At 73.8% G+C, this 14,585-nt stretch carries 4 protein-coding genes; 1 reads left to right on the forward strand and 3 read right to left on the reverse strand.

Annotated elements, in window-relative coordinates; translation table 11 throughout:
• Positions 1–612: 612 nt before the first annotated feature.
• The 3 genes from ACQ0O7_RS44645 to ACQ0O7_RS44655 form a co-directional block, all read right to left on the reverse strand.
• Positions 613–2,427, reverse strand: coding sequence for a rhamnogalacturonan lyase (locus ACQ0O7_RS44645; RefSeq protein WP_430792014.1), 1,815 nt, complete (start codon positions 2,425–2,427; stop codon positions 613–615).
• Between the two features lie 252 nt (positions 2,428–2,679).
• Complete coding sequence (locus tag ACQ0O7_RS44650; RefSeq protein WP_430792015.1) at positions 2,680–9,195, reverse strand: SNF2-related protein; 6,516 nt, start codon at positions 9,193–9,195, stop codon at positions 2,680–2,682.
• Positions 9,192–13,940, reverse strand: a complete 4,749-nt coding sequence (locus ACQ0O7_RS44655) for a RecQ family ATP-dependent DNA helicase (RefSeq protein ID WP_430792016.1) — start codon at positions 13,938–13,940, stop codon at positions 9,192–9,194. The genes ACQ0O7_RS44650 and ACQ0O7_RS44655 overlap by 4 nt, the downstream gene beginning before the upstream one ends.
• On the opposite strand from ACQ0O7_RS44655, the gene ACQ0O7_RS44660 reads away from it, so the two are divergent.
• A partial coding sequence (locus ACQ0O7_RS44660; protein ID WP_430792017.1) for a hypothetical protein occupies positions 13,923–14,585 on the forward strand: 663 nt, incomplete at its 3' end. The two genes, ACQ0O7_RS44655 and ACQ0O7_RS44660, sit on opposite strands and share 18 nt — an antisense overlap.

The raw sequence follows: 14,585 nt of genomic DNA on the forward strand, positions 1-14,585 counted from the left end.
AGATGTTGGTGGATTTACCACCGTTTCCGGTGGTAAATCCACCAAGATCGCCGATGGGCGAGTCGCCCGCGCGAGCGAGTCGCCCGCGCGAGGGGTTGACCGCAAGTGATCAGGCGGCCGAGAACAAGGCTCGAAACGGTGGCAAATCCACCAAGATCGCCGCTGGGCGAGTCGCGCGGGAGGGATTGACCGCGAGTGACCCGGTGGTCGAGAACAAGACTCATTCCGGCGGAAGACCGACCGAGATCGCCAGTTTTGTGGCCGCCCACGCTAGGGGACGACCGTGCCCGAGTCGCCGACCGAGGGCAGGGCTCGAAACGGTGGCGAACCGACCACCATGGGGCAGGGTCGGGCGGAGACCCGGACACTCGCGCGGGGAGTCGACGAGACCGGGTTCTGGCGCACACTGGCCACCGCCGGTCAGTCCAGGAAGTAGTCGGCGAGCGGGCCGGCAGCAACGGATGAGACTCGAATCGGTGGTCAGGCGAGCGAGTCCGGTCCGGGTCGCCGGGCGCGGAGATCGAGAACCGGCAGGATCTCCGCGCCCGGCGGATCGCGACGAGGCGACCGTCAGCGGATCGCGACGAGGCGACCGTCAGCCGATGGTGACCGTCAGCCGATCGCGAACGACGGGTGCGGCGGCTGGTTGTAGGCGGTGTTCTGCCAGGCCACCGCCTCCCGGTACTGCCGGTCCTGCATCAGCGACGGGCGCGAGATGCTGGTCGGATCGGTGGTCGAGTAGATCCGCAGCGCGGTGTTGTTCGTGGTCGGCCAGATGACCTCCTCACGCCAGTCACCGAGGATGTCGGCCTGCAGCGACGGGGTGGCCTTGGTGCCGTTGTTGGAGTGCACCCCGCTGGCGGTCAGCAGCCGGGTGTCGCCGCCGGTGCCGTACTTGTCGATCCGGGTCTGGTCGAGCAGTTCCCGCTGGGCGTCACCGTCCCACCAGATCACGAAGTTCGTCGACGACGGCTTGCGGCCGATGTTCGCCCCGCTGCTGCTGCGCAGCCCGTCGACGGCCGACGACCACGACTCGGCGCCGGGGCTGCCCGCGTGGATGTCGGCCGACACGCCCCGGCCGTTGTCGCAGCCGCAGGACGGGGTCGACCAGATCAGCGATCCGGTACGCGCGTCGGCCATCCACATCGCCGGTTTCGACCCGTCCTCGGAGATCTTGAAGACCTCCTGGCCGGCCCGGCCCGGGATCAGGTCGCTGACGTGGTAGGCGTCGCCGTGCCCCCGGCCGGAGGTCCACAGCCCGGCGCCGTTGTCGTCGACGGCCATCGCCCCGTACATGATCTCGTCGCGCCCGTCGCCGTCCACGTCGGCGATGGAGAGCTGGTGGTTGCCCTGGCCGGCCCACGCCGAGCCGTTGGTGGAGGAGTTGCTGTCGAACGTCCACTTCCGGGTCAGGGTGCCGTTGCGGAAGTCCCAGGCCGCGATCACCGACCGGGTGTAGTAGCCGCGCGCCATGATGATGCTCGGGTAGGACCCGTTGATGTACGCGGTGCCGGCCAGGAAACGGTCCACCCGGTTGCCGTAGTTGTCACCCCACGAGGAGACGGTGCCCCGGGCCGGCACGTAATTCGCGGTGGCCATCGCCCGGCCGGTCTGCCCGTTGAACACGGTCAGGAACTCGGGGCCGCTCAGGACGTACCCCGAGGAGTTCCGGTAGTCGGCACTGGAGCTGCCGATCACCGTGCCGCCGCCGTCGGTGGTGCCGTCGGCGGTCTTCATCGCCACCTCGGCCCGGCCGTCACCGTCGTAGTCGAACACCTGGAACTGGGTGTAGTGCGCACCGGCCCGGATGTTGCGGCCCAGGTTGATCCGCCACAGCCGGGTGCCGTTGAGCTTGTACGCGTCGATGTAGACCGGCCCGGTGTAGCCGGACTGCGAGTTGTCCTTGGCGTTCGACGGGTCCCACTTGAGGACGATCTCGTACGCGCCGTCGCCGTCCAGGTCACCGACCGAGGCGTCGTTGGCGGAGTAGGTGTACGCCACCCCGTCCGGGGTGGTGCCGCCGGCCGGGATCTGGATCGGCACGTCCTGGTAGGCGGCGGCCAGCGCGACGGCCGGTGTCTCGGCGGCCAGCGTCTCCACGCCGTCGGCCACCGGCCGTACCGAGTACGAGGCGCCGGCCGGGGCGCCGGCGTCGGTGAAGTTGGTCTCGCTGGTGACACCGACCCGGGTGCCGCCGCGGTAGACGGCGTAGGTGGCGCCGTCCGGGTCGGCGTCGAGCAGCCGCCAGGACAGGAAGTTCCCGGCGCCGGTACGCAGACTGATCAGGCCACGGCCGAGGTTCTCGGTGACACCGGCCGTCTCGACGGCGGCGGCAGCGGCGGTGGCGGGGGTGGTGTCGGTGGGGATGCCGACGAGGGCCAGGGTCACGGTCGACGCCGCGACGAGCCCGGTGAGCAGTTTGGACATGGGGGATCCCAACTGTGTGACACGGGGGAATGGGGAAACGCGGTGGTGCTGGAACCTCCGTTCCCGGTCGGCTGCCCGTGCGGGGATCACGGGCGACGGCCATTGAAAGCTTTCATTCGCACGGCGGTGGACCGCGCCGCCAGGCCGATGCTATCGACGCATGCCGATGTCCACAATCCCGGCCGGGACCCGTTGTGNGTGCCGAGGTGTGGCTCGCATCGAGCCACACCTCGGCACACGGTCCGGCCTCGGTCACCGGAGCATGCGGCGGACGTGCGGCACGCTCTCCGGTGGCAGCGGGACGGTCGTCTGGTGCTGGTCCTCCCAGCGGTCCAGGAACCAGGCGCCCTTGATCCGGCGTACCGTCACCGACACGTTCGGGCCGGTGCCGTGCCACACCGCGTCGGTCATCGCGGCGCCGAAACGGGAGCGGGCGAACACACCCACCTTGGTCAGCGAGGCGCACGCGGTGCAGCGGCCGTCCGGGGTGGCCAGACAGTGTGCGCAGACCCGGCCGCCGCACAGGGCGCACGGCCGGACCTGGCCGGGGCAGGCGAGGCAGGTGCCGGTGCGGCAGGTGGCGCACCGGTCGACCTGTGCCACCAGGTGACCGGACCGGCAGGCGTATGCGCTGCGCAGCTGTCGCCCGGTGACGCTGTCGGTCAGGCTGCCCTGGACGGTGCCGCCTGGTACGTCGTACGCAATGGTCAGGGTTTGCCCGGAGTTCAGCCGCCAGTTCTCCGTGACCCGCTGGTCGACGCGGACCTGGGTGGGCCGGTATCCGTGGCCGGCCGCGATCCGCTGCAGCGCGGTGACCAGCGGCGCGGGCAGGCCGTCTCGCGCGGGCGGGGCGGCGGCGGACCGGCCGGTGGCGAGCAGGGCCAGCGCTTCGGCACCGGTGGCGACCGGTGTGGCGGCGGTTCCCGGAGGCGCCGGAGTCGGGTGGTAGCTGAGCTGCCGGTCCAGGAGCTGCCCGTCCTGGATGGTGGGGGCGTCGAAGTAGGGGCCGGGTGGCATCGCGGTCACCGTGGCGAGGGTGCCGGGGCCGGTGACCAGCGCGCCGAGGACAGCCCGGTGCAGGTCTTCGGTGACGTAGCCGATCCGGTGCCACTCCGGTGACCGGCCGTGCTGCCGGACGCCGAGCAGGGCGTGCCCGCCGACGGTCGCGATCGCGGCCTGCCATTCGCCGAGTTCGGCGGTGCACAGCACACGGGGCGCCGGATACCAGCCGTCGGCCGTCCAGCCGAACACACCGGGCCCGGACCGCCAGTCACCGTCCCGGGTCGCGACGGTGTCTCCGGTGGTCCGGCGGGACAGGCCACCTTCGCCGACGAACACCGTGGTCTCGGTGGTGCGACGCTGGGCGTACAGCCGGGTCGGGGTCCGCGGTGGGGTGAGTTCGCGGGTGGCTTTGCGGATGGTCCGGCCGTCGGCGGGTTCGGGCCGCCGCACCGTCGCCGGTTCGCCGATCAGCGCGGCGACACCGGTGGCCAGCGCGGTGTCCGGGTCGCGCACCGGGATGCCGCCGGCCGGTGGTTCGAGGTCTCCGGCGATCCGGGTTCCGCCGGACACCACGGCCCAGCGCAGCGCCTCACCGATGGCCCGGTCCAGCACCAGGGCGTCGGCCGGCAGATTCGGCAGGGCCGGGCCGGGCACCGCGACCACGTCGGCGTCGCCGGTGCCGGACAGCCGGGCGGCGGCCAGCCGCAGGGGCAGCAGCGGGTCGGCGGCGCCGGTCAGCCAGCGCAGCAGTGTCCCGTCCGGGGACAGGACGGCGAGTTCCCGGCGGTGCGCGCCGGCCAGCAGGACGATGGTCGCCCCGGCGTCGGTGCCGATCAGCGCTCGGCAGCCGGGGGCCGTCAGCTCCGGGGGCAGTTCGGCGAGCTGCCTGTCGGTGGCGGGGGCCAGGGCACGGCAGGTGCCGCAGCGGTCGCCGTCCCGGCAGGGGCCGCAGACCGTACGCCCGCAGAGCCCGCACCGTCCGACCGGCAGGTGCCGGGAGCATTCCGCGCAGCTGGTGTCGCCGCAGCGCTCGCACCGGGCGGTGGCCACCGTCGCGTCGCCCACCCGGCAGTCGCCGCAGGCGGGGCGGTCGCACAGTCCGCAGTCGTGGACGGCGAGGACGTCGCCGCAGCAGGCGCCGAACCGTTCGTCGCAGACCGGGCAGGCGGTGACCCGGCGGCTGTCGATCAGGTGGCCGGTGCTGTCCACGGTGATCTCGCGGTGCAGACGGGTACCGTCCCCGGCGGGCAGGGCCAGGGGTTCGCCGGGTGGCAGCACGATCGGCTCGCCGCCCGGGGTGATGGGCAGCGGGCGGCCGGGGGCGACCACGTAGCCGACCGTGGTGCTGCCGTACGGCGATCGCCAATGTTCGTGGATGTGCAGGCTCTCGCCGAACGCGGCCGGAGTCAGGTCCCGGTCGAGGACGGCGAACGAGGCCCGTAGCGGATCGTCGGCGACATCAGCAGTGCCGGGCAGCCAGGACGGCGCGGCGTCGCCGGAGATCGGCGCGGTCACCGGCGCACCGTCCGCCGCGATGTCGAGCAGGGTGGGCCGGACCTCGCGGGTGCGCTTGACCTCGGTGCCCGCGCCGGGGGTGCCGAAGTCGAGTTCCGCCCCCTCGGCCCGCCACGGGTGGCGGACCAGGACCCGGTGCGGGTCGGCGACGAACCGGGCGAGCTGTTCCTCGGCCCGTGCGGTGGCGCCCTCGACGCCCGGCACGAACACCGTGCCGGTCCGGGCGCCGTCGGTGATCCGGCACAGGTAGGAGCGGTGCAGGCCGTCCACCCGGATGTGGACCGGGCCGAGGCGCAGCGCGGCGACCGGCCGCCCGGCCGGGACCGCCCGGTGCCGGCTCGGCTCCGGGGTCGCGGTGAGGTCGTGGGCGGTCATCGGTTCGCGGCCGCCGTCGTGCCAGCGTTCGCGGTACCGGAACCGGCCGTCCTCGACGTCCACCCGCCGCACCACGGCGAACGGGACCATCGACACCGCGGGCGCGACCGGCGCCGGGGCCTCGCCGCGCAGCCGGGTGAGCAGGGCGCCGACCCCGGCGCCGCGTTCGCCCTCCACGTCCGGGCCGGTCAGTGCGGGCAGCCGGGCGGCGGCGGACGGGTCCACGTCGCCGCCCCGGCCGGTCTCCACCGACCACCATTCGGACCGTTCGACATCCGACCAGACCGCACCGGCGGTCAGCGCGGCGCCGGTGGCCTCGGGTGTCGCGGTGACCAGGCCGGCCGACGCGGGCAGCCCGAGGCGGGCGCCGAGTGCGCGCAGCCGCGCCCGGACCGGGTCGGCGGCGTCGGTGTCCGGCACCAGCAGGCGACGGCCGGCCGCCGTGACGAACTCCGCGTGCCGCTCCCCCACCAGCAGGTACGCGTCCTCGGTCAGCCGCCAGCCCCGCTCCCACGCGGTGTCCAGCTCGGGCGCCCGGACCGGCCGCCGGCAGCCGGAGCAGAGCGCGCCACCGGCCCGGCAGGTGGCGCAGGCGCCACGCCCGCAGCCGGCGCACGCCGCCGGCGCCCGGTCCGGTCCGCAGGCGCCGCACCACGGCTGGTCGCAGGCCTCGCAGTGGTGCCGGGCGCCGGCGTCGACGGCGTGCCCGGCCGCGCACAGGGCCAGGGTGGTGACCGGGCGGCCGGTGGCCTCGCAGAGGGCGGTGTGGTCGGCCAGGTCACCGGTCCACGGGTAGCGGATCTCCCGTTCGGTACGCCCGTCGGCCCACTGTTCGACCACGGTGAGCCGGTGTGAGCCGTGCAGTTCCAGGGTGAGCAGTTCGGCGCGCAGCTCGGTGTCCGGGGCCGGTGGCCGCGGGCGCTGGGCGGCTTCCAGGGCGCGTTCGATCTGGTACGAGCGCTGCAGCAGCTGGTGGTAGTTCGCCCGGGTCCACTTCGCCGACTGCACCTCGGCGGCCTGGGCCTCCAGGTTGCGCACGAGGGCCTGCTGGGCCTGCTCCTGACGGCTTTCCTCGGCCTCGCGGGCGTCCCGCAGCCGCTGGCGCAGGTGGTCGACCGCCTCGTTCTCGACCCGGTCCAGCACCGCGGCGGGCTGGAGTCCACCGGGCAGGCCGGTACCGTCGTCCAGCGAGTCGCGGGCGTCGTCGCCGGACGGCGGGGTGCCCACGTCCACGACGACGAGTTCCTGGTTGCCGCTGGCCACGTCCTGCTGCACCCGGTAGGTGGCGCGGGCCGACCAGTCGTCGCCGGGTTCGGTCCAGCGCCGCAGCAGGGTGAGGCCGGGCTCGTGGTCGAGCAGCGGTTTCTGGTGCAGGTCGGGCAGCCGGGCGACGGTGCCGGTGAGGTCGCCGCGGTCCCGCTGGGCGGCCAGGATGTCGTCGAAGACGTCCGAGCCGACGACACAGAGCCGGGCGTCCGGGTGGTGGTCGAGGGCGGCGCCGGCGAACGCCAGGTGCAACTCCCGGCGTTCGCCGAAGATCGCCGCGAGGTCGTCCGGCAGCCGCACCGAGAGCAGGTCCTCGGCCGGGCTGCTGACGTGTGCCCCGGCCTCGGTGAAGAAGCCCTGGACGAAGTGTTCCAGGTCCTTCTGCCGGCGGCGGGGCTTGCCGGCGGCCGCCGGCATCAGCTCGCGGGCCTGGTCCCGGGCGGCCCGTTCGGCGCGTTCGTCCTGCCGCTGGGCGAGCCATTCGCTGAGGCCGGAGTCGGCGGTCATCATGTCGCCGGCGCGTTCCCGGGCGCCGGCCAGTTCGGCGCCGAGCTGGTCGAGCCGGTGCTGCATGGTGGTGTCGCTCTTGGCGTACAGGGCCTCCAGCACCCGCGACTCCATGGTGGCGTCCTGGGCGCCGCCCAGTTCGCCGAGCACCGTGACCACCTGCCCGAACAGCAGCTCGAACATGGCCAGCTTGTCGTGCAGCAGCCGGTAGACGGCCTCGTCCAGGGTGTTGCGGGCGAACAGGTTGGCGATGTGCACGTCCCGGGTCTGGGTGAGCCGGTGCACACGGCCGATCCGCTGTTCCACCCGCATCGGGTTCCACGGCAGGTCGTAGTTCAGCACACAGTTGCTGACCTGCAGGTTCTGTCCTTCGGCGCCAGCGTCGGTGGAGACCAGCACCGGGGCCGCGCCGGACCGGAACCGGGCGACCGACGCCGACCGGGCGCTGTGTGCCATCCCGCCGTGGAACGGGGCGGCGGTGATTCCGTCGGCGTCCAGCAGCCGCATGATGCCGGTCAGCGTGTCGGTGTGCTGGGTGAAGACCAGCACCCGACCGTGCTCGTCGATCCAGCGGCGTACCACGTCCAGGGCGGCCTGTTCGCGGGAGGTGTGCCGGATGTCGCCGGCCAGGTGGCCGACCTCGGCCAGGACCCGGCGCAGTTCCGGGTCGTCCTCGCGGGCGGCCATCCGCAGGGCGCTGCGGGACACCGCCTGCGGGGAGGCGGTCAGGCGCAGGGCCAGCTGACGGCGGCGCAGCGTGTCGCCGGGACGGGTCATCCGGTGCCGCAGGGTGTGCAGCAGCAGGTCGTAGAGCTGCCGTTCGGGGGCGGTGAGGGTGACCGCGTGGTCCTGGGGCGGCATCCGGTGCACCCGGTCCACCCCGGCCTGCTGCCGGGTGGTGCGCACCACCACGTTGCTGATCAGGCGGCGCAGTTCGGGGGCGTTGACCGGCTTGCGGGGATCGCTGCCGTCGACGAAGCGGCTCGTGAAGTCGTACTCGGAGTCGAAGGTGCCGGGGCGCAGCAGCTCGACCAGGCGGTACAGCTCCAGGAGATTGTTCTGCACCGGGGTGGCGGACAGGAACAGCACCCGGGGCGAGGTGGCGATCAGATCCCGGATCATGTCGCGGGTGCGCCGGGCGCCGGCGCCGGAGAGCCGGTGCGCCTCGTCGATCACGATCAGGTCGAAGCCGCGTTTCAGGTGCTCGGCGTTGGCGCGGGCCAGTTGCAGGGTGACGATCAGCCGGTCGGCCCGGAACGCCTTCGGGTCGCGCCCGGTGGCGACCACGGTGAAGTCCTCGTCGAACTTGTCGCGTAGTTCGTCACGCCACTGGTCGCGCAGCGGCGCCGGGCAGATGATCAGCACCCGGCGGGCCAGGCCGCGCAGGATCAGCTCCTTGAGGACCAGGCCGGCCTCGACGGTCTTGCCGAGGCCCACCTCGTCGGCGAGGATGCCACGGCCGCCCATCCGGGCCAGTACGGTCCGGGCCGCCGCCTCCTGGTGCGGCATGTGCTCGATGTGCGCGGCGTCCACCGCGAGCAGCTCGTCGAACTGGTCCAGGGTGGCCAGCCGTTCGCCGTCCAGCCGCAGCCGGACCGCGTCGGCCGGGTCCCAGCCGCGGTTCGTCAGGGCGCCGGTCAGGTGGGCGCGGGCGTCACGCAGGAAGCCGATCCCGTCGCGCCAGGTGTATTCGTCACGCTGCCGCAGCCGGTACCGGTTGCCGGCTTTCGGCCGGGAGACCGGTCGCGGGGCGGCCGGACGTGGCGCCGCGGCGGCGGGCGCCACGATCCGGGTCGCGGCGGTGGACAGGCGGGTGCCCGGCGGCAGGATCCGCAGGCTGAGTCCGGAGTCCCGGCGTTCGATCCGGAGCAGGCCGTCCACCACGGCGGTGTCCTGCAGATAGTCGGCCAGGTCCTCGCCGGTGATCCGGCGCCGGCCGGCCACCCAGACCGCGGACAGGGCGTCGTCCCCGGCGGCCAGGGTCAGCTCGGTGGACTGGTCGCCGAGCCCGAGCCGGCGCGCCTCGGCCGGGCCGAGCGGGATCTCCCCGGACTCCAGCATCGGCTCGGTGACCAGCCGTTCGACGCTGGACGGCTCACTCATGCATGGACTCCCAGCCGCTCCCGCCCGGCATCGGTGATGGCCAGGCTCCGATAGGTCCGGCCGTCCCGGCGGGCCTCGACGGCGGCCAGCAGGCCGGCGCCGGTGAGCCGGGAGACGGCGTCGTCGAATCGGCGGTCGGCACCCCGCACGTGCCGCAGCGCGCCGAACTGTGGGCAGCGGCGCAGCCCGGCGCCGAGGCGGTGGCCGCCCGGCCCGGTCTCCGCGCCGAGGACCGCCGCCTTGAGCCCGGCTGCGCCGTACCGGCCGGTGCCCTGCCCGCTGCTCCAGGCGACCGCCTGCAACACCGTGACGTCCACGTTGACCAGCAGTTCCGGGTCCGGGACGGCGTCCGCGGCGAGATCCTGCCAGGGTGACCGGCCACCGCAGTTGTCGCAGGCCTGGTCGTCGTCGCGGCACGGCCGGGCCGGGAACCCGAAGTGGGCGATCACCGCGGCCCGCCGGCAGCCGGTCTCGGCGGCGTACGCCACCACCGCCTCCAGCTGCTGCCGCTGCCAGGAGTTCCAGCCGCGGATCTCGCGGCGCAGCGCGGGCTCGTCGACGGCCGCCGACCGCAGCCGCACCCGGCGGTAGCGCTGCGACGACGAGAAGGTGATCAGCCGGTCCAGGGACCAGGCCACCAGGCTCTGCTCCAGCTCGTCCAGATCGAGGCCGTGCTTCTCGGCCAGCTGGTCGAAGTCGATCCGGCTGCTCACCTGCGGGCGCAGCCGCAGCAGCACGGACAGCTCCCGGAACCGGCGGCGTTCGGCCGGATCCGCCGGTTCCCGCAGCCCGGCGTGCACGGTGCCGCGGGCCGAGCAGTCCGGCAGCTGCTCCAGCGCGCCGGTCCGTTCCAGCCAGGCCAGCAGGACGTTCAGCTCGTCGGTCTCCACACCGGCCCGGTCGGCGGCGTCGTCCGGGTCGAACACCACGTCCGGGCCGCGCCGCCGTTCCCCGCCGAGCAGGGCCAGCAGGGTACGGGTGTCGGCCAGCCGGCCGGTGTCCCCCGCGTCGACCAGGTGCGAGCGCCGCCGGGCGATGTCTCCACCGGTGTAGAGCAGCACACACTCACCGGTCAGGTCCGGTGCCCGGGCGGCCCGGCCGGCCTCCTGCACGTACGCGTCCAGGGACTCGGGCAGCCCGAAGTGCACCACCCAGCCGATGTCCGGCTTGTTGACACCCATGCCGAACGCCTTGGTGGCCACGATGACCCGGGTGGTGCCGGCCAGGAAGTCGTCCTGCACGGCCTCCCGCTGCTCGGGCACCATGCCCGCGTGGTAGTGCCGGGCGGCCACCCCGGCCCGGCGTAACAGCGCGGCGACCTCCTCGGTGACCGCGCGCCGGGCGGCGTACACAATCCCGGGTCTTGTGCCCATCGCGGTGACCACCCGCAGCAGTTCGCGGGCCCGCTCCCGCTCGCCGGACACCTTGACCACCCGGAACCGCAGGTTCGGCCGGTCCGACGGCAGCCGCACCACCGCCGGATCGCTCATCTCCAGGGTGGCGGCGATGTCCCGGGCCACCGGCGGGGTGGCGGTCGCGGTCAGTGCCATCCGCGGGGCCCGGCCCAGGTGCGCGACCGCCTGCGAGACCCGGCGGAACTCGGGCCGGAAGTCGTGCCCCCAGTCGCTGACGCAGTGCGCCTCGTCGACGACCAGGCCGGCCAGGTCCTGACGTTCCAGGGCCACCCGCAGCACCGGGTCGCGGACCAGGCGCTCCGGGGAGACGTACAGCAGCCGGATCCTGCCGTCGGCGAGGTCACGCAGGATCTCGTTACGGACCGTCGCCGGAGTGCTGCCGGTGATGCCCTGCACCGGGCGGATGCCGAGCCGGCCGCGCAGCCCGTCCAGCTGGTCCTTGATCAGCGCGACCAGCGGGCTGACCACCACCGTCGCCCGGTTCTCCGGCCGCAGCAGGGCGGGCAGCTGGAAACACAGCGACTTGCCCATGCCGGTCGGCAGGATCCCGACCGTGTCGTGCCCGGCCAGGTGGGCCAGCATCAGCCGCAGCTGCGGTTCACGCAGGTCGTCGATGCCAAACAGCACCCGGGCGCCCTCCCGCAGCTTCGGCTCCGGATCCTCGCCCACGGTCAGCCGCAGCCGCTCCAGGGCGGCGTCCACGTCACTGCCGGCCAGCAGCAGGGCCGCGGTCAGGTCCGGTTCCTCGCCGGTGACGAACCGCAGCGCGAACCGCCAGGCGTCGTCCCGGTCCACCGCGTGATGCACCGTCGGGCCGGGCAGGGTGCCGAGCAGGATCCGGTTGGCGGTGCCCGGCGACTGCATCCGCCGGTCCGCGATCAGCGCCACACCCCGGTCCGTCTCGGTCCGGATCAGACGACCGAAACCCTGCGCCATCAGTACGGCCGTCTTCGGCACCAGATACTCCAGGAACGGGTCGCCACCCCGGTCGGCCACGGCCCGCGCCCGGGCGGCCACCACGGCGTCGTCCGGATGCGGATACGGCGGCTTCTCGATCACCAGGTAGCTGAGCGTGTCGCCGGGCGCGTCGAAGCCCTGCCAGTAGGACCGCAGCCCGTACACCACAGTGCCCGGCTCGGCCCGGAACCGGCGGGCGATGTCCGCCGGCCCGGCCTCGCCCTGCACCAGCAGCCGGACGCCGTACCCGGCCAGGGCCTCGTCCTGCTCCCGGACCAGGCCGGCGACCGCCCGCATCCGCTGCCGGGCCGCGAACAGGGTCATCGCCCGCCCACCGGTCAGCGACAGCAGCCCCACCTGATCGCGGGCGAACTCCTCGACGAATTCCCGCTCCTGACCGGGCACCGGCACCGGCAGGTGGCTGGTGAGCACCACCGCCGACTGCCCGGCGTGATCGAACGGGCTGCGCAGCCGCCGGCCGTCGAACACCCCCGGCTCACCACCGCCCGGCTCCACCCGGACACCCAGCCGGGCCCCGATGAAGTCGAACGTCTCCCCCACGGTCAGGGTGGCGCTGGTCAAGGTCACACTGCGGGCCGGGCGTACGATCCCCGCCGCGAACGCCCCACCCACCTCGATCGGCACACTCTCGAACACCCAGTCCGGCCGCTCGTCGTCCTCGTCACCCGGCTCGGCCCGCAACTGGTGCACCCACAGGTGCTCGTCGTCCAGGTCCCGCAGCCGGCCCAGCACCTCACCGGTCTCCTCGACCGCGCGCAGCAGCCCCGCCGTCCGGGTCAGCACCGTGGTCAGCGGCCCGCTCGGCGCGGCACCCCGGCCGGCCGTCTCGATCGCGGTCAGCTCGCCGTCCAGCCGGCGCAACGTCACCCCGACCGTGCGGGCCCGCTCGGCCACCAGGCGGAACTCCGGACGGGACCGGACGATCCCCGGCCTCAGCACCGCCGAGCGGTTCGCGCCGCCGTACTCGTGCACGTATACCGCGATCGCGTCGGTGAGCGCGTCGCACTGGTCGCGCAGTGTGCGGGCCAGCGCCGGAAGCCCTGCCGTGCCACGCGGGTCGGTGCCACGCAGGTCGGTGCCGCGCTGGGCGAGCAGCCGCAGATGCCGGTCCAGCCCGAACCGGCCGTCCACCCGGGCCGCCAGGGTCCGCAGCCCACGGCGTCCCGTCTGATTCGTCCAGGCCGCGGTGAGCGAATCCTCCAGCTCGTGCGCCTCGTCGAAGATCAGGTCGGCGGCGCCCTCCCGGAGCACGTCCCCCGGGCTGCGCCCGCCCTGCTCGGCGAGTTTCGCCCAGGTGGCGACGAGGGCGTGGTTGACCGCCACCACCCCGGGCCGCTCCCGCAGACCGGCGAGACGGCGAAAGAGCGGACACCGATCGACGTACGGGCACGCCTGCCGCTCACACGACCGGGCATCGGTCCGTAACGTCTCCCGGGTGGCCACATAGTCCGGGCCTGCCACACCGTCGGTGACGTCGTCCCAGACGCCCGCCGGGGTGGTGGCCAGCGCGCGGACCGCGACGGCCAGAGCCAGCCAGTGATCCGGCCCGGCATCCGGCCCCGACGACTCCAGACCGGCCGCGACCTCCCGGGGGCAGATGTAGTTGCCCACCCCGAACAGTTGCCGCAACGGCACCGGGAACAGCCCCTCCGCCTGCATCCGGCTCACGTCCCGGCGAAGCTGCCGCTGCAGCACCTTGGTGGCGGTGGCGACCACCACCGGTTTACCGGCGGACGCCGCCCGCCCGGCCGCAGCGGTCAGATAGGCCAGCGACTTGCCGGTCCCGGTCGGTGCCTCCACCGCGAGCAGCCCACCCCGGTCCAGCACGTCAGCGACGGCCCGCGCCATCTCGTGCTGCGACTGCCGGGTGGCGTAGCCGAGGTCGGTCAGCCGCCCCAGCCCCCACCGAACGGCGTCCCCGGCACTCCGGTGCCCGTCCCCACCTCCGGCACTCCGCCGCTCAGACCAGCCGCCGACACTCCGCAGCTCGGACCCCCCTTCGGCACTCCGCCGCTCGGACCCGCCGCCGGTGAACCGCCGCTCGGACCCGCCGCCGGTGAACCGCCGCTCGGACCCCTCTCCGGCACTCCGCCGATCGGGCCCGTATCCGGCCGGGTCGAGCAGCGGGTCGTCGGCGCAGGTCAGCCCGTCGGTGGCGGCGACCGGCAGCGGCCCCGTGGGCAGCACCCGGGCCAGCGACGACCCACCGGCGATCAGACAGGCGCGCGCCAGAGCCCACGACGGCTCCACCGGATCGATCTTGCCGAGCAGCACCCGCAGCCGGTCGGCCATCTCGGTGACGTCGGCGGGCGGTTCAGGGGTCCCGGCCGGATCGTGCAACAGTTCCAGCAACCGCAGATCGAGGAACTCCCCCGGAAACGTCCCGCCATACCCGACCACCGCCGCGACACCGGCCAGAAAGCCGCCGATCCCCTGCTCACCACCGGGCCGCACGGCCTCGCCGGGGTTTACGGCCGCACCCGGTTCCACAGCCCGAACCGGTTCCACAGCCCGAACCGGTTCCACGACCACATCCGGTTCCACAGCCCCAACCGGTTCCACGACCCCAACCGGACCCACGACCCCAACTGGACCGACAGCCCCATTCGGACCGACAGCCCCAAACGGACCCACAGCCCCATACGGACCGACAGCCCCAACCGGACCCACAGCCCCAACCGGATCTACAGCCACATCCGGTTTCGCCGCGACGCGGTCGCCGGGGCGCACGGCCCCGTCACGCAGCCGCAGCACGGTTCCGTCGGGGTCGACGACAGCCAGGTCGCTGAGGTTGATCGGCTCCGGTTCCGGCACTCGCGTCCAGGCGGGCCCGCTGTCGTCAACCGACACTGCCGGTTCCCCACCGCCCACGCGACCCACGGCATCCGCAACATCCGCGCCACCCGCAACACCCGCAACACCCGCAACACCCGCAACACCCGCGCCACCCGCAACACCCGCAACACCCGCAACACCCGCAACACCCGCAACACCCGC

Origin of the sequence: Actinoplanes sp. G11-F43 (genome assembly GCF_050589265.1) — a bacterium.
In the GTDB taxonomy this organism is placed as follows: domain Bacteria; phylum Actinomycetota; class Actinomycetes; order Mycobacteriales; family Micromonosporaceae; genus Actinoplanes.